This window comes from Arthrobacter sp. DNA4, assembly GCF_024362385.1.
In the GTDB taxonomy this organism is placed as follows: Bacteria; Actinomycetota; Actinomycetes; order Actinomycetales; family Micrococcaceae; genus Arthrobacter.
Window position 1 is genome coordinate 1,414,036 of record NZ_CP101466.1, and the last position, 15,242, is coordinate 1,429,277.

Annotated in this window: 14 protein-coding genes; 7 read left to right on the forward strand and 7 right to left on the reverse strand. The window is 68.0% G+C overall.

The features are described from left to right. Nucleotides 1–27: 27 nt before the first annotated feature. Nucleotides 28–846 carry a purine-nucleoside phosphorylase gene (locus NMQ03_RS06600; protein WP_255174916.1) on the reverse strand — a complete coding sequence of 273 codons (819 nt, stop codon included), beginning with the start codon at nucleotides 844–846 and terminating at the stop codon, nucleotides 28–30. A 104-nt stretch (nucleotides 847–950) separates the two neighbouring features. Between NMQ03_RS06600 and NMQ03_RS06605 the strand changes: the two genes are divergently transcribed. From NMQ03_RS06605 to NMQ03_RS06630, 6 genes are all read left to right on the forward strand, one after another. Continuing rightward, nucleotides 951–2,366: an NAD(P)H-quinone dehydrogenase gene (locus tag NMQ03_RS06605; protein ID WP_255174917.1), complete on the forward strand. Its 1,416-nt coding sequence runs from the start codon at nucleotides 951–953 to the stop codon at nucleotides 2,364–2,366. Nucleotides 2,367–2,415: 49 nt separating this feature from the next. After that, nucleotides 2,416–3,174 (forward strand): prolipoprotein diacylglyceryl transferase, encoded by a 759-nt coding sequence (locus tag NMQ03_RS06610; protein ID WP_255174918.1) that lies wholly within the window; start codon nucleotides 2,416–2,418, stop codon nucleotides 3,172–3,174. Continuing rightward, nucleotides 3,171–3,527 (forward strand): hypothetical protein, encoded by a 357-nt coding sequence (locus NMQ03_RS06615; RefSeq protein WP_255174919.1) that lies wholly within the window; start codon nucleotides 3,171–3,173, stop codon nucleotides 3,525–3,527. The genes NMQ03_RS06610 and NMQ03_RS06615 overlap by 4 nt, the downstream gene beginning before the upstream one ends. Before the next feature lie 109 nt (nucleotides 3,528–3,636). After that, the gene (locus NMQ03_RS06620; RefSeq protein ID WP_255174920.1) at nucleotides 3,637–3,882 is read left to right on the forward strand and encodes a hypothetical protein; all 246 of its coding nucleotides are present in this window, start codon (nucleotides 3,637–3,639) and stop codon (nucleotides 3,880–3,882) included. A 16-nt stretch (nucleotides 3,883–3,898) separates the two neighbouring features. Continuing rightward, entirely contained in the window at nucleotides 3,899–5,485 is a 1,587-nt protein-coding gene (locus tag NMQ03_RS06625; RefSeq protein ID WP_255174921.1) for a radical SAM protein, read from the forward strand. Between the two features lie 9 nt (nucleotides 5,486–5,494). Continuing rightward, a complete protein-coding gene (locus tag NMQ03_RS06630; RefSeq protein ID WP_255174922.1) occupies nucleotides 5,495–5,869 on the forward strand; it encodes a hypothetical protein in 375 nt (124 codons plus the stop codon). A 41-nt stretch (nucleotides 5,870–5,910) separates the two neighbouring features. Here the strand turns inward: NMQ03_RS06630 and NMQ03_RS21110 are convergent, their stop codons facing one another. The 5 genes from NMQ03_RS21110 to NMQ03_RS06650 all read right to left on the reverse strand — a co-directional run bounded on the left by NMQ03_RS21110 (nucleotide 5,911) and on the right by NMQ03_RS06650 (nucleotide 12,702). Next, the gene (locus NMQ03_RS21110) at nucleotides 5,911–6,651 is read right to left on the reverse strand and encodes an aldehyde dehydrogenase family protein (protein ID WP_369693204.1); all 741 of its coding nucleotides are present in this window, start codon (nucleotides 6,649–6,651) and stop codon (nucleotides 5,911–5,913) included. Next, nucleotides 6,648–7,364, reverse strand: coding sequence for an aldehyde dehydrogenase family protein (locus NMQ03_RS21115; protein WP_369693205.1), 717 nt, complete (start codon nucleotides 7,362–7,364; stop codon nucleotides 6,648–6,650). Before NMQ03_RS21115 ends, NMQ03_RS21110 begins: the two co-directional genes overlap by 4 nt. Before the next feature lie 139 nt (nucleotides 7,365–7,503). Continuing rightward, a complete protein-coding gene (locus NMQ03_RS06640; protein WP_255174923.1) occupies nucleotides 7,504–9,063 on the reverse strand; it encodes an FAD-dependent oxidoreductase in 1,560 nt (519 codons plus the stop codon). Next, nucleotides 9,060–11,279: a molybdopterin oxidoreductase family protein gene (locus NMQ03_RS06645; RefSeq protein ID WP_255174924.1), complete on the reverse strand. Its 2,220-nt coding sequence runs from the start codon at nucleotides 11,277–11,279 to the stop codon at nucleotides 9,060–9,062. Before NMQ03_RS06645 ends, NMQ03_RS06640 begins: the two co-directional genes overlap by 4 nt. A gap of 1 nt (nucleotide 11,280) precedes the next feature. Then, on the reverse strand, nucleotides 11,281–12,702 hold the full coding sequence (locus NMQ03_RS06650) for an MFS transporter (protein ID WP_255174925.1): 1,422 nt from the start codon (nucleotides 12,700–12,702) through the stop codon (nucleotides 11,281–11,283). A 278-nt stretch (nucleotides 12,703–12,980) separates the two neighbouring features. Between NMQ03_RS06650 and NMQ03_RS06655 the strand changes: the two genes are divergently transcribed. Further along, nucleotides 12,981–14,390: an MFS transporter gene (locus NMQ03_RS06655; RefSeq protein ID WP_255174926.1), complete on the forward strand. Its 1,410-nt coding sequence runs from the start codon at nucleotides 12,981–12,983 to the stop codon at nucleotides 14,388–14,390. 57 nt (nucleotides 14,391–14,447) lie between these two features. Here the strand turns inward: NMQ03_RS06655 and NMQ03_RS06660 are convergent, their stop codons facing one another. Continuing rightward, nucleotides 14,448–15,179 (reverse strand): glutamine amidotransferase, encoded by a 732-nt coding sequence (locus NMQ03_RS06660; RefSeq protein ID WP_255174927.1) that lies wholly within the window; start codon nucleotides 15,177–15,179, stop codon nucleotides 14,448–14,450. Between the last annotated feature and the right edge of the window lie 63 nt (nucleotides 15,180–15,242).

Consider the following 15,242-nt stretch of genomic DNA (forward strand, 5'->3'; position numbering starts at 1 on the left):
CGTGGCGCACCCCGGGCGCCTGGCCCGCTAGAGCCGGGCGATGATGTCAGCCAGCAGCCTGGAAATGCGCGGGCCCGCTGCCTGGCCGGACTCGATCACTTCCTGGTGGCTGAGCGGCTGGGGGCTGATGCCTGCTGCAAGGTTGGTGACCAGCGAAATACCGAACACCTCCATGCCGGCATGACGGCCTGCGATGGCCTCGAGCGCCGTCGACATGCCGATCAGGTCCGCACCGATCCGCTTGGCATACTGCACCTCTGCCGGCGTCTCATAGTGCGGGCCGGGGAACTGTGCGTACACGCCCTCGTCCAGGGTGGGGTCCACTTCCCGGCCCAGCCCGCGGATCCGCGGCGAATACAGGTCCGTCAGGTCCACGAACGTCGCGCCTTCCAGCGGGGAAGCGGCGGTGAGGTTGATGTGGTCCCGGATCAGTACCGGGGTGCCGGGGGCCCAGTCCTCATTGAGGCCGCCGCAGCCGTTGGTGAGGACAAGGGTGCTGCATCCGGCAGCCGCAGCGGTCCGGATGCCGTGCACCACGGCGCGGACGCCCTTGCCCTCGTAGTAGTGGGTCCGGGCGCCCAGGACCAGGGCGCGCTTGCCGGACGTGGTCAGCACGGAGCGGATGGTGCCAACGTGGCCCTCCACGGCGGGGGCGTGGAAGCCGGGAACCTCCTCGGCGGACAGGGTGGCGGTGGTCTCGCCGATCAGGTCTGCGGCCTCGCCCCACCCGGAGCCGAGAACCAGGGCGGTGTCATGGCGGTCCACTCCAGTTTCTTCCGCAATGTAGTCCGCGGCGGCGCGGGCGGCGGCGAACGGGTCCGTGTTCAGGAAGTCTGTTGTACTCACCAGTACAAGTTATCCTGCCGCCCATGTTGCCCCGGTCACGGCAGGCCCGGAAAGCACCCTGGTTTCTTGGTGGTCGGGCCGTAAATGGGAGAGAATGGATGACTGTGACTACGCATCCAGATTTCAGTTCCCCGCGGATCGCAATCCTGGGAGGTGGTCCCGGCGGATACGAAGCTGCCATGGTGGCCGCCTCACTGGGGGCGACCGTCACCGTCATCGAACGTGCCGGGCTCGGTGGATCCGCGGTGCTGACCGACGTAGTCCCCTCCAAGACCCTCATTGCCACGGCCGACCTCATGACCCGCGTCGCAGAGGCCGGCGAGCTGGGAGTGAAGTTCGACGTCGACGGCGGCGACTTCGTCCCGGTCATGCGCGCCGACCTCAAGCACATCAACGACCGCCTCCTTAACCTGGCCCGCAACCAGTCCCGGGACATCCGAGACGGCCTGGAGAAACAGGGCGTGCGCATCATCGAAGGCTCCGGCCGTCTCCTGGACAGCCACCGGATCGAGGTCCTGACCGTCGACGGCACCGAAACCGTCGAAGCCGACACCATCCTGCTGGCGGTGGGCGCGCACCCCCGCGAGCTGGAAACGGCCCGCCCGGACGGCGAACGGATCCTGAACTGGACGCAGATCTACAACCTCGACGAGCTGCCCGAGGAGCTCATTGTGGTGGGGTCCGGCGTCACCGGCGCCGAATTCGCGTCCGCCTACAACGGCCTGGGTTCCAAGGTCACCCTGGTCTCCAGCCGTGACCGCGTGCTGCCGGGGTCAGACGTTGACGCCGCAGTGGTCCTGGAGGAAGTCTTTGAACGCCGCGGTGTGCGGGTCTTGTCCCGCTCCCGTGCCCAGACCGTGGAACGCACGGACGACGGCGTGGTGGTCACCCTCTCCGACGGCACCAAGGTGACGGGCAGCCACTGCCTCCTGTGCCTTGGCTCCATCCCCAACACGGCGGGGATTGGCCTTGAGGAGGCAGGCGTGGCCGTGAGCGAAAGCGGCCACATCAAGGTCGACGGCGTCTCCCGGACCACGGCTCCTAACATTTACGCCGCCGGTGACTGCACCGGCGTCCTGCCGCTGGCCTCGGTGGCCGCCATGCAGGGCCGGATCGCGGTGGCGCACTTCATGGGCGACGGCGTCACCCCGCTCAAGCTCCACCAGGTGGCCTCCAACATCTTCACCTCACCGGAAATCGCGAATGTGGGTGTCTCAGAGGCCGAGATCGAGTCCGGCAAGTACCAGGCCGACGTCATCAAGCTCTCCCTGAAAAGCAACGCCCGCGCCAAGATGCGCAACGCCAAGGATGGGTTCGTGAAGATCTTCGCCCGGAAGGGCTCCGGCACGGTGATCGGCGGCGTGGTGGTCGGGCCCAACGCCTCCGAGCTGATCTTCCCCATTTCCATCGCGGTCAAGCAGAAGCTGCACGTGGACGACGTCGCCAGCACCTTCACCGTGTACCCGTCGCTCACCGGATCCATCTCCGAGGCAGCCCGCCGCCTGCACGTCCACATGTAAGGGCCGAAGGGCCCGCATTCGGTGGGCGTTCCGTTGCTACACTCTGCCCATGATTGGGCTTCCCCTTGCGGGAAACGCGCTGGTGCATGCCGGCATGGTGGGGCTGGGCATCGGTGCAGCCCTCTTGTTCTACGCCTATGAGAAGCGCCGCCGTGGCCTCACCGACCCCCGCTTGTGGCCCATCGCCGGTTTCGCCGTGGCGTTTGGGGGCATCGGCTCCCGCGTGCTCACCTGGGACGTGTCCCGGCAGGTGTCCCTGGCGGACTGGTGGGGCAACGGTGACCGGAGCATCCTCGCCGGCTTGGTGGGGGCGTGGTTCGGCGTCCACCTTGGCAAACGGCTGACAGGTTACAGGGAGTCCACGGGAGACCTGCTGGCGCCTGCGGTGGCCCTGGCCTTGGTTATCGGCCGGGTGGGCTGCCTCCTCACCGAGCTCCCGGGCACCCCCACCGGCGGATCCTGGGGCATCATCCTCACCCCTGCCCAGGCTGCGCTGGCCGGTGCCCCGGCGGGAGTGGCCCTCCATCCGTCCTTCGCCTACGAGATCGCCTTCCACCTGGCCGCCTTCGCCCTGATATGGCGTTACCGGGACGCCATGCCCCATCCCGGTGACCTCTTCATCTGTTTCGTCAGCGCCTACGCCGTCTTCAGGTTCTTCGTCGAGTTCGTCCGGGGAAACGAGGTCCTCTGGCTTGGTTTGAGCCGCCCCCAACTGTTCCTGCTGGCGGTCCTGCCTTTACTGGCCTGGCGCGTCCGGCGGGTGTTCAGGAAGCCCGTCCGCCCTGCACTGGAAGGGACCGTGGCATGAGCGGAGAAACCCCCGATGGGCCACTGCAGCCTCCTCCACGGCGGCAAGAGAACGCCCAGGACAACGAACCACGGGGCGGGTCCCTGGGGCTGGGGGCCGTGTTTGGCGCCGTGGCGCTGTACGCGGTCTACGTCCTGGGAACCATAGCCCAGGGGCCCTATGCCTGGTCCGCAAGCTTCCTGGCCGTGCCGGCGCCCTTCATTCCCATCGTCCTGTACCTGGCCGTGGCGATCGTGCTGGCCGCACGGCGCCGGACGTCGTTCTGGGGCGCAGGGCTGCTGATCGGCCTGGGCGCTTTTGTCTTGCTCGGCGGCGGTCTCTGCATCAGCTTCCTTGTCCAGGTCCGGGCTTGATATGGACGATGACCAGGAGGCTCCGCCCCCTCCGAAGGAGCCCGACCGCCCGGGGCAGCAGGGGGAACCGCGGCGCGGCTACTTGGGCCCGGGCCTCACATTTGGCGCTTTGGCGTTGTACATCCTCTACCTTTGGGCGACAATCGGCGTCGGTGCGCCGAATTCCTGGGCGACCAGCATCCTGGCCGGACCCGCTGCCTTTGTCCCCATCGCCGTCTACCTGGGACTGGGCATTGCCCTTGCCGTGCGCCCCGATACCGCGCGGACCGGGGCGGGGATGCTGATTGGGCTGGGCATCTTCCTGTTGCTCGGCGGGGGACTGTGCGTGGGTGCCCTCGCACAGACCAGAGTCTGAGAAGGAGCACTGATCAATGAGGTCTCGAGAGTTGCCAGGGCCCGGCCAGCCGCTGCGGGGTGACCGGATCCACCGCTACGTCACGGCGTTCTGCCCCCGTTGCCATGAAACCAACCCTCCACTCAGCGAGGTCCGGCGGCTGTCCGGGGCGCTGCTGATCCACGGCGGGCGGGTGTGGCTTGAACGAGGTTGCCCGGACCACGGTTTGGTCCGCACGCTCTACGACGAGTCCCCGGAGATCCTTCGCTACCTGGAGAAATGGCAGGCGCCCACCAAGCAGCACGTTCCTGACCGGGCAGGCAATTTCCGTCCCATCCCCGAGGCGTATGCCTACGGGCTTCCCGCCATGCAGACCCAGCACACCTGCATCCTGCTCCAGGACATCATCGAGCACTGCAACCTGAAGTGCCCCACCTGTTTCACCGCCTCCGGACCGCAACTGCAGGGCGTGGCTCCGCTTGAGGAGGTGCTGGCCAATATTGATACCCGCCTGGCACGCGAGAACAACCGCCTCGATGTGCTGATGTTGTCCGGCGGTGAACCAACGCTGTACCCGTACCTGGCGGAGCTGCTGGACGAACTCGTGGCCCGGCCGATCGTGCGGATCATGGTGAACAGCAACGGCATGCTGATGGCCACTGACGACGAACTGCTTGCCCTGTTGGCGCGGCACCGTGACCGCGTGGAGGTGTACCTCCAATACGATGGCTCTTCCAGGGAGGCATCAATCCACCACCGGGGCGGCGACCTGACCCGCTACAAGGATGCGGCCATCTCCCGCCTGTCCGCGGCCGGGATATTCACAACCCTGACCATGACGGCATCCCTGGGCGTCAACGACAGTGAGATCGGTGACGTGGTGATGCGCGCCCTGGAGACCCCGTACGTGGGCGGCGTGGCGCTGCAGCCCGTGTTTGGATCCGGGCGCGGGCACGGCATCGACCCCCTGGACCGGCTCACGCATACCGGCGTCCTGGACAGGCTCGAGTCACAAACCGGTGGTGTGGTCTCCTGGCACGACCTCACGGCACTGCCGTGCTCCCATCCGCACTGCGCATCGGTGGGCTACATGCTCAAGGACGACGCCGGCACCTGGCGTTCACTGGCGGCGCTCGTAGGCCACGACCAATTGCTGTCGTGGCTCGAACTCAATCCTGACAGCATCGCCAACCGGATTGCTGACAGCGCCATCCCGCTGGAACTGCGGAACCTGATGAAGACCTCTCTGCTGGACCTGCTGAGTGAGCAGTCGTCCCTGTCGCACCCACGGACCATGGATCTTTGGAAGAACATCTGCACGCAGTGCGATCTTGGCATCGGAACGCTGACCACTTTGGCGGCAGGCAAGCTTCCGGGCCAGCAGCAGCGCCTGCGCCGGTTCCTGGCCGAGCGGGTCACCCGGATCATGGTCAAGCCCTTCATGGACATGTCCACCATGATCGAGGAACGGCTCACCCAATGCTGCGTCCACGTCGGAACCAAGGGCGACGACGGGGAGCACCAGTGCGCGCCCTTCTGCGCTGTTCAGGCATGGCCTTCCCTTGCCCGGCAGCGGATGAGCACGGTGACCGGCGCACGGCTGCTTCCGGTGCGCCAGGTTTAGGGAGGATTCATGGACCCGGCCTCTGATGCCCGGCGCATTGCTGGAGGACCCAAGCCGTCCCAACTGGTGCGCCGACACGCCGCAGCGCACTCCACCCCGCAGGGTCCGGGCACCCCCGCACCCACCGGCCAGGCACCGTATGATCCGCTCCGGTTGTGCATTTTTGCCACAGTTGCGCTGCTGGGGTGGCTGGCGGGACCTGCCGCACTGGCGGTCTTCGCCGGCCTTGGGTTTGCGGGGTACTGGAAGGCAAGGCGGCGGGGCCTGGCACGGTCCAAATGCTTCCTGCGCGACACGCGGCTCGTGCTCACTTATTTGGGTGCCCTCCTCACCGCGGGCGCTTACGGAGTCTACGTATTGGCGGGGCAAATATTCGGGCTGTGACAGGTAACCGGAGGGCTGCCCGCCCTAAGACGGGAACGGGCCTAGAACGGGTACGGGGCGATGTCCGGTCGCATGGTGAGCCACTGGATCTCGGTGAACGATTCCATGTTGGCGTGGTGGCCGCCGATCCGCGAGCCGTTGCCTGAGTTCTTCGTTCCGCCAAACGGGGAGTTCGCCTCATCGGAGACCGTCTGTTCGTTGATGTGGACCTTCCCGGAGTCCAGCCGGTCGGCGATGGTCATGGCCAGTCCGACGTCGCCCAGGATCCCGATGGACAGGCCGTACTCATTGTCGTTGGCCAGCGCCACAGCCTCATCCACGGTGGAGAACTTCATCACCGGGGCCACGGGGCCGAAGATTTCGTCCTTCCAGGCAGGACTGTCAGTGTCCAGGTCTACCAGCACGGCGGGCTTGTAGAACCGGCCATCGTGGGTTCCCCCGGCGGCGAGCCGGGCGCCCGCCTGGACCGCGTCCTGGACGATCCCGTCCACCCGCTGCAGCTGGCGCTCATCAATGACCGGCCCCAGCGCCACGGTGCCGCTCTTCGGATCTCCCACGGGCAGGTGGGCCGCCTTCTCCGACAGGGCGGCAACGTAGTCGTCGTAGATGTCCTCATGCACGATGTGGCGTCCGGCAGCCATGCAGATCTGGCCCTGGTGCATGAACGAGCCGAACGCCGCCGCGGAGGCCGCCTTGGCCAGGTCGGCGCCGGGGAGCACGATGAGCGCATTGTTGCCGCCGAGTTCAAGGTGGGCACGCTTGAGCAGGCGGTACCGTTTCACCGATCTTCCGGTACCGCCGTCGATCCCGTGAAAGCGATCACGCGGACCTCGGGGGCTTCGACGACGGCGGCTCCGATGTCGGCGCCGCCGGGCAGCAGGGAGAGCAGGCCCGGCGGAAGCCCGGCCTCCTCGAAGATGCGCATCACGGTCACGCCGCCGCAGACCGCGGTCCGCGGGTCCGGCTTGAGCAGCACGGCGTTACCCAATGCCAGGGCAGGGGCCACGGCGCGGATGGAGAGGATCAGCGGGAAGTTGAACGGCGCGATGACAGAGACAACACCCACCGGACGGCGCCGGGCAAAGGACCAGCGGTTTTCATTGGACGTCAGCACGTCACCGGCAGGGAGCGAGGGCAGCGCCGACGCGTCGTAGCATTCGTTGGCTGCGATATGCGTCTCCAGCCCTGCCTTGGGCGGAATGCCGCCTGATTCGCGCACAATCCAGTCCTGGACCTCGGCAGCGTGCTCCTCCCAGAGCTGTCCGGCGCGGCGCAGTACCGCTGCCCGGTCCTCGGGGTTGCGGGCAGCCCATTCCTTTTGCGCCTTCGCGGCGGCGGTTGCGGCTTCGCGGACGTCCGCCACGGAAGCCACGCCATAGCTCCCCAGCTGCCCACCGGTAGCCGGTTCCATGCTGGGGGCGGTCCCACCGCCGCCCGCCCGCCAGCCGTTGAGGTAGATTTTGCCTTCCCAGAGGGCGGAGTCGAGCAGGGACATGGGGTAGTCCTTTCGTTGTTCCGAACGGCAGGCGTCCGGCCCGGAAGATGGGCGCGCGGGTCAGTCCCGTCCATCACATGCTGCGCGGACGCCGCCGTCAAGGCCCCTCACCGGATCAGGGGCCAAAGCCCCGCAGCCGCTATGCCGCTGCCGCCTGGAAGTGCTGTTCGATCAGGCCCTTGATGTCCTCATGGCAGCCACCGCACCCAGTGCCGGCGCGGGTGGCCCTGGAAACCTCGGCCACCGTGGAGCAGCCGTCAGAGGCCGCCGCCGTGATCGTCGCCCCGCTGACCCCCGCACACCGGCAGACGGTGCCGGCGGGGTCGGCAGCCCCGGCCCCGGGCAGCTGGTCCGGTCCATCCAGTCGCAGCAGCAGTGACCGGTCCGCGGGCAGCTCAGCGCCCCGTTCAAAAAGCCCCACGAGTTCGGCCGCGGTCCGGGGCATGCCCACCGCCACCAGGCCTTCCAGCACACCGCCCCGGGTGGTCATCTTGACGTACCGGCCGTGCTCCGGATCGGCCCACTGCGACACCTGCAGGCGAGGCCTTCCGTTGACCGCACCGGCCGTGAGGGCTTCCTCGTCCCACGGCTCGGCAGCGTTGTCCCCGGCCACGGCCATGTTCATGCCCCGGGCCTTCAGGACCACGACGCCGGGCTGTTCCGGCGGCAGCGCAGGCAGCACTTCTGCGTCCGCTTCCGCCCCTTCGGCCAACAGGGTGAGGTAGCCGGCCAGCCATTCGGCCTGCCGCCAGCCCGGACCCACCAGCCCGGACGGTCCGGAGGCGTTCCGGCACGTGGCGCAGCCCGGATCCGGGCAACGGACTTCGGCGCAGTCGCCCATGGCAAAGATGTGCGGCTCGTGGTGCGCCCGCAGCCTGTGGTCCACCAGGATGCCGGCGCCGGTGGAGAGGCCGCAGCCTTCGGCCAGCTCGGTCCGGGGACGTACGCCGCAGGAGATGACCAGGAGGTCGCCGTCGATCGCCGATCCGTCATCCAGCAGCAAAGCCGAGAACCCGCCGTCGGGCGCGTTGTGCTCAACGCCGGTGGACCGGGCGTTGCCGGTCACCCGGACGCCACAGCGGCGCAGCCCTGCGGCCAGGACCGCCCCGCCGCCGCGGTCGATGCTGCGGCCCAGCGGGTGCGGGCCGTTGTGGACCACGGTGACCGTGGCACCTTCCTCAGCGGCGGCCAATGCGGTTTCCAGGCCCAGGACGCCTCCGCCCAGGACCACCACGCGCTTGCCGCCGGCCACCGCCTGCCGCAACACCCGGGCGTCGCGGAGGTCCCGCAGTGCCGTGACGCCGGTGGGCAGCACGGGGGAGGACGGGTCAGGATTGATGCCGGTAAGGTTGGGGATCACCGGCCTGGATCCGGTGGCAAACACCAGCCGGTCGTAGTGCACGGACGCGCCGTCCGAGAGAACCACCTGCTGCCGCGCCCGGTCCACGCGCCTGGCCCGGACGCCCAGCCGGACATCCACTCCCTCTGCAACCAGTTCGGCGCTGTCGGCGAGGGCAAGTGCGTCAGCGGTGGTCCGGCCGACGCCGAGATCGGCAACCAGGACGCGGTTGTAGGCAGCCTCGGCTTCCTCGCCCAGCACCGTGAGCCGGACGTGTCCGTTGCGCACGGCGGGCAGGAGCTCGTCCACCAGCCGGGCGGCCACTGGACCGAATCCCACAATGACAATCTGCTCGCTCATGAGGCCTCCGTCGTTTGAAGCATGCGGGCGGATTCGGGTGCGGCCACGGGCCGGACCCAAACGGTGTTGAACTTGAACTCGGGCATCCCGGATACCGGATCGGTCGCGGCTTCCGTCAGCCGGTTGGCGCTTTCGGCCCCGGGAAAGTGGAAGGGCAGGAACACCGTCTCCGGGCGGATCGCGGTGCTGTGCTCGGCCCGGCACACCACCTCGCCGCGCCCGTTGGACACCGATACCAGCGTTCCGGCGGCGATGCCCATGGCTTCGGCTGCCGCCGGGTGGATCTGCACCCTGGCCTCGGGCTGGGCGGCGGCGAGCTCGGCGACCCGGCGGGTCTGGGCCCCGGACTGGTAGTGCTCCAGGAGGCGGCCGGTGATGAGGGTCATGGCTGTGCCGGCGGGGGCTGTTGCGTGCCCGGCGGCTTCAGCTGCGGGAGTACGGCGGCGGCGCGGTACCACCGGGACCATGGCCGCCTTGCCGTCGGGGTGGGCGAAGCCGTCCCGGAACAGCCGCGGCGTCCCGGTGCTGCCGGCCGGGTACGGCCAGTAGGCGGCCTCGCCGCGGTCCAGCATGGCGTAATCGATGCCGGAGTAATCGGCCAGGCCGCCCGCGGACGCCAGGCGGAGTTCCTCGAAGACGGTCTCCGGATCGTCGCTGTAGGTGGAAGGGGCATCCAGCCGCTCCGCCAGGCGGGCCATGATCCAGAGCTCGCTGCGGGCGCCGGCGGGAGGGGAGATGGCGCGTCGGCGGCGCAGGACGCGGCCTTCCAGGTTGGTCAGGGTGCCTTCCTCCTCGGCCCACTGGAGCACGGGAAGGATCAGGTCCGCTTCCGCGGCGGTCTCGGACAGGAAGAAGTCGCAGACCACCAGGAAGTCCAGGCTCCGCAGCCCCTCGATCACGGCGTTGGCGTCAGGTGCCGCCACCGCAATGTTGGAGGCATGCACGAAAAGGCACCGGACGCCGTCGGGCTTTCCCAGCGATTTCAGCAGCTGGACGGCGGGCAGGCCGGGGCCGGGGATCAGGTCCTCGGGGACGCCCCAGACCGCGGCGACGTGCGCGCGGGCGGCGGGGTCGGTGATCTTGCGGTAGCCGGGCAGCTGGTCGGCTTTCTGGCCGTGCTCGCGGCCGCCCTGGCCGTTGCCTTGGCCGGTGAGGGTGCCGTAGCCGCTGCGGGCGGAGCCGGGCAGGCCCAGCAGGAGGCTGAGGTTGATGGCCGCGGTGGCGGTGTCCGTGCCGTCCACGTGCTGTTCCACGCCGCGGCCGGTGAGGATGTAGCTGCCGCCCTTGCGGGCGCCGGCGGCGAGCAGGCGTGCGGTTTCACGGATCAGCTCCGCGGGGACGCCGGTCAGGGACTGGACGCGTTCGGGCCAGAAGGAGTTCACGCTGCGGACGACGGCGCTGTAGCCCGAGGTGCGTTCCCGGAGGTAGGCGGTGTCCACCAGGTCCTCGTGGATGACCACGTGCGAAAGGCCCAGCAGCAGGGTGAGGTCGGTGCCGGGAAGGGGCTGGAGGTGGAGGCCGGCGCCGTCGGCCGTGAAGGCCGCGGTGGCGGAGCGGCGGGGATCGACCACAACCAGTCCGCCGGCATCGCGGGCTCCCTGCAGGTGCTGGACGAACGGCGGCATGGTCTCGGCAACGTTGGAGCCGAGCATCAGGATGGTGCTGGCGGTGTCCAGGGCCTCGAGCGGGAAAGGCAGCCCGCGGTCCACGCCGAAGGCGCGCATTCCCGCTGCGGCCGCGGAGGACATGCAGAACCTGCCGTTGTAGTCGATCCGGGAGGTGCCCAGCGCCAGCCGGGCGAACTTGCCCAGCTGGTAGGCCTTTTCATTGGTGAGCCCGCCGCCGCCGAAAACGCCGACGGCGTCCGCACCGTACCGGGCGCGGGCGTCTTTCACTGCCGCAGCGGCGAGGTCCAGGGCCTGGTCCCAGCCGATGGGCCGGTGGATGCCGTCAGCACCTTTGAGGAGAGGCTCGGTGATCCTGCCCGCGTGGTTCAGGAGCGTGGCCGAGGTCCAGCCCTTGCGGCACAGGCCGCCGCGGTTGGTGGGGAAGTCCCGGCTTACCACGTCCAGGACGGGGTATACCTTGGAGCCGGCAGGTGCAGGAGCGGGCCCTGGCCCCGGCTGCGAAGCCGGGGCCAGGTCCGCCGGGGACGTGAGCGTCATGGCGCACTGCAGGGCGCAGTAAGGGCAGTGCGTGTCGGCGCTTTTGGTCATGTTAGACGTGTCCCATCGCGTTCCGGCCGGCGTTGCGGATGTAGCAGGTCCAGCAGACCACCAGCATCAGGACGTAAGCACCGACGAATCCGTAGAAGGCCGGGGTGTAGGAGCCGCTGGCGGTGCTGGAGGCATTGAGCACCTGGGGAATGACGAAGCCGCCGTAAGCGCCGATCGCGGAGATCAGGCCGAGGGCCGAGGAGGCGAGCCGCTGGGTGGCCACCGGGTTTGCACCGTTGCGGGCGGCCCGGCTGGAGGTGGCGAAGATGACCGGAATCATCCGGTACGTGGCCCCGTTGCCGAAGCCGCTGGCAGTGAACAGCATCAGGAAGAGAACCAGGAAGAGCAGGAAGTTCTTCAGCGGCAGGGTCCAGATCATGGTCAGGGTGATCACGGCCATCGCGGCGAAGGCCGACACGGTCATCCGGGCCCCGCCCATGCGGTCCGCCATGCGGCCGCCGTAGGGACGGGCCAGCGAACCCACCAGGGGGCCGAGGAAGGCCAGGGACAGGGCCACGGTTCCCACTCCAATGGAGGAGAACGCGGGGAAGTAGTCCTTGATCAGCTTGGGAAAAACGCCGGCGAAGCCGATGAAGGAGCCGAAGGTGCCGATGTACAGCAGCGCCATGATCCACAGGTGCGGTTCCTTCAGTGCAGCGACCGAACCGGCCACGTCACCCTTGGCGCTGGTGAGGTTGTTCATGTACTTGAAGGCACCGAACGCGGCCAGCAGGATGAAGGGGACCCACATCCAGCCGGTCATGGGAAGGTTGACGGTGCCCGCGGCAAGCAGGGTGATGACGATGGGAACGGCAAGCTGTGCGACGGCGGCGCCCAGGTTTCCGCCCGCGGCGTTCAGTCCCAGCGCCCAGCCTTTTTCCCTGGCCGGGTAGAAGAACGTGATGTTGGCCATTGAGCTGGCGAAGTTGCCGCCGCCGAACCCGGCGAGGGCGGCCACCAGGAGCATCACACCGAACGGTGTGTCCGGGTTGGAGACGCAGAGGGCCAGCCCGGTGGAGGGGATCAGGAGCAGCAGGGCGGAGACGATGGTCCAGTTGCGGCCGCCGAAGCGGGGGACCATGAAGGTGTAGGGGATGCGGAGGGTGGCGCCCACCAGGCTTGGCATGGAGATGAGCCAGAAGATTTCCGAAGTGGAGAAGGTGAAGCCTGCGGCGGGAAGCTGGACCACCACGATGGACCACAGCTGCCAGACGACGAAGCCGAGGAACTCGGCGAAGATGGACCAGTTCAGGTTGCGGCGGGCGATGGCCCGGCCTGCGGCCTCCCACTGTTCCTTGTTCTCGGCATCCCAGTTGGCGATCCAGCGGCCGGGGCGGAATTCAAGGGCAGGGGCGTCGGTAGTGCGGGTAGGGCCGGGCTGTGCGCTGGCGGATACGGCATCAACGGTGCGGTCAACAGTCACGGGTTACCTCCTTCAGGGGATGTTGTTCCTCCAAGGTAGGGACGGCGCGTTTCGCGGACAGTCGATGTTTGTTAACGCGCTGTGACTTTTGCCTATCCGGGTCCGCCATACGGCGTGAGGCGGCGTTGGCGGCCGGAATATGAGATGCACAACACGTGTCCGCATCGTGGACGTTTCGTCCATTGACTGGACGCGGCGAAGTAAGATCGAACTCTAACTATTCGCGCCGGAAGGCAGCACTGCCCTGCGCCCGGCCGGTCTCACGAAAGCGTTTACCCATGTCATCCACCGATACCACCAAGGTGCCTGGTTCGCACCAGCCGGTGAACTCCCGCGGCCGCGTCATCGTGGCCAGCCTGATCGGCACCACAGTGGAGTTCTACGACTTCTACGTCTATGCCACGGCCGCCGTGCTCGTGTTCCCGAAGCTCTTCTTCCCGGGAGCGAACGAAACCACCCAGCTGCTGAGCTCCTTCGCCGTCTTCGGCGTGGCCTTCATTGCCCGCCCCCTCGGCTCGATCGTCTTCGGGCACTTCGGCGACAAGTTCGGCCGCAAGGGAACCCTGGTGGCGTCGCTGCTGACCATGGGCATCGCAACCTTCCTCATCGGCTGCCTCCCCACGGCGCTGGTTCCGGGCTGGGAGTTCTGGGCGCCGGTCATGCTGGTGGTCATGCGCTTCGCCCAGGGCCTGGCCCTCGGCGGCGAATGGAGCGGCGCGGCCCTGCTGGCCACGGAGAACGCCCCCGCCAACAAGCGCGCCATTTACGGCACCTTCCCGCAGCTCGGTGCCCCCATCGGCTTCATCATTGCCAACGTCATCTTCCTGGTGGCCAGCTACACCCTGACCCCGGAAGCCTTCCAGGCCTGGGGCTGGCGCGTCCCGTTCCTGCTCAGCGCCGTCATGGTGATCCTGGGCCTCTACGTCCGGCTCAAGCTGATCGAAACCCCGGCCTTCACCAAGGTGGTGGAATCCAACGAGGTAGCCAAGCTTCCGCTGGGCCGGGTCTTCAAGTCCAGCTGGCGCCAGCTGATCCTGGGCACCTTCATCATGCTGGCCACGTACGTGCTGTTCTACCTGATGACCACGTTCACGCTGACCTACGGCACCAAGCCCACCCTGGAGGGCGCCAAGGCCGCAGCCGAAAAGGCCGGCAAGCCCATGTCCGAGGCCGCTGCCGCCGCGTTCGTTCCGGGCCTTGGCTACAGCCGCAACGATTTCCTCTGGATGCTGATTGCCGGCGTCGTCTTCTTCGGCATCTTCACCCTGGTCTCCGGACCGCTGGCCGAGAAGTACGGCCGCCGCAAGATGCTCATGGCCGTCACCGCCGGCATCTTCGTCTTCGGCCTGCTGTTCGTCCCGCTGTTCAGCGGCGGCTTCGTGGGCACCATGGGCCTGCTGATCCTCGGGTTCTCCCTCATGGGCCTCACCTTCGGCCCCATGGGTGCGCTGCTGCCGGAACTGTTCCCCACGAACGTCCGCTACACCGGCTCGGCCATCAGCTACAACTTCTCCAGCATCCTGGGTGCCGCGGTGGCCCCGTTCATCGCCGTCGCCCTGTGGGAAGCTGCCAAGGGCAGCCCGCTGCTGGTAGGCATCTACCTGACATCCATGGCTGTGCTGACCCTGATCGCGCTGTTCCTCACCCGTGAGACCCGCGACCTGGACTACGAGAACAACGTCGCCTGACGCTTCGTTTGCCCCAATGCCCGGTGCTGCCTTTCGGCACGCCGGGCATTGCCGTTTTCAGCGGGCGTAGCGGGCCACGAAGTTCTTCAGCACCGCCATGGGCTCGGTGACGGTGAACCGCCGTGCTGCCGCCATGAGCTCCTCGGCGGATTCCGGTGGAAAGTACCCGGCGTCCCGGTAGATATCGATCCGCGTCACCAGCCCGTCGGCGTCCAGTTCAGGATGGAACTGGGTGGCGTAGAGGTTGGTCCTGATGCGGAACATGTGCACCGGGCAGGTGGCTGCCCGTGCCAGGAGGACGGCGTGCGGGGGAAGCGAGCTGACGGCCTCCTTGTGTCCGGTCAGCGCGGTGAAGCGTTGGGGCATGCCCTGCAGGATGGGGTCCTGCAGGCCTTCGCGGGTCAGCTCCACTTCCACCGCCCCGAGGGGCTCGCCATAGGTCCGGTCGATCACGGCGCCCTGGTGGCTCCCGAGGGTTCCGACCCCGTAACAGGCGCCAAGGAACGGGAAGTCGCGGGCCACCAGCTGGTCCAGCAGTGCGGCCAGCTCCTTCTCCACCCGGTGCTGGACCGTGCTCTTGTGCTCCGCGGGGTCGCTGGACGTGAACGGGCTGCCGCCCACGATGACGCCGGAGTATTTGGAGAGGTCCAGCGGGGGCAGGGGAGCGGCTTCGAGCCGGATCCGGTGCAGCTCCCGCTCCTCCAGCCCGCCGTACCTCAGGTACGCGGCATACTCGTCCTCAGCGGCGGCGTCTTCCGCGCGGGAGGCCAGGAGCAGGAAAGGCAGCATGTGCTAAGTCTGCATCCTGCCGGCGCCGCCTGCCAGCATTCCCGCCGCGGGCACCCTGCCGGC

What these genes read in the sequence shown, in the direction of transcription:
- NMQ03_RS06625 (WP_255174921.1), top strand. Translation starts at nt 3,899, where the DNA reads ATGAGGTCTCGAGAGTTGCCAGGGCCCGGCCAGCCGCTGCGGGGTGAC.
- NMQ03_RS21115 (WP_369693205.1), bottom strand. Translation starts at nt 7,364, where the DNA reads ATGTCCCTGCTCGACTCCGCCCTCTGGGAAGGCAAAATCTACCTCAAC.
- NMQ03_RS06630 (WP_255174922.1), top strand. Translation starts at nt 5,495, where the DNA reads ATGGACCCGGCCTCTGATGCCCGGCGCATTGCTGGAGGACCCAAGCCG.
- NMQ03_RS06660 (WP_255174927.1), bottom strand. Translation starts at nt 15,179, where the DNA reads ATGCTGCCTTTCCTGCTCCTGGCCTCCCGCGCGGAAGACGCCGCCGCT.
- NMQ03_RS06615 (WP_255174919.1), top strand. Translation starts at nt 3,171, where the DNA reads ATGAGCGGAGAAACCCCCGATGGGCCACTGCAGCCTCCTCCACGGCGG.
- NMQ03_RS06645 (WP_255174924.1), bottom strand. Translation starts at nt 11,279, where the DNA reads ATGACCAAAAGCGCCGACACGCACTGCCCTTACTGCGCCCTGCAGTGC.
- NMQ03_RS06655 (WP_255174926.1), top strand. Translation starts at nt 12,981, where the DNA reads ATGTCATCCACCGATACCACCAAGGTGCCTGGTTCGCACCAGCCGGTG.
- NMQ03_RS06640 (WP_255174923.1), bottom strand. Translation starts at nt 9,063, where the DNA reads ATGAGCGAGCAGATTGTCATTGTGGGATTCGGTCCAGTGGCCGCCCGG.
- NMQ03_RS06610 (WP_255174918.1), top strand. Translation starts at nt 2,416, where the DNA reads ATGATTGGGCTTCCCCTTGCGGGAAACGCGCTGGTGCATGCCGGCATG.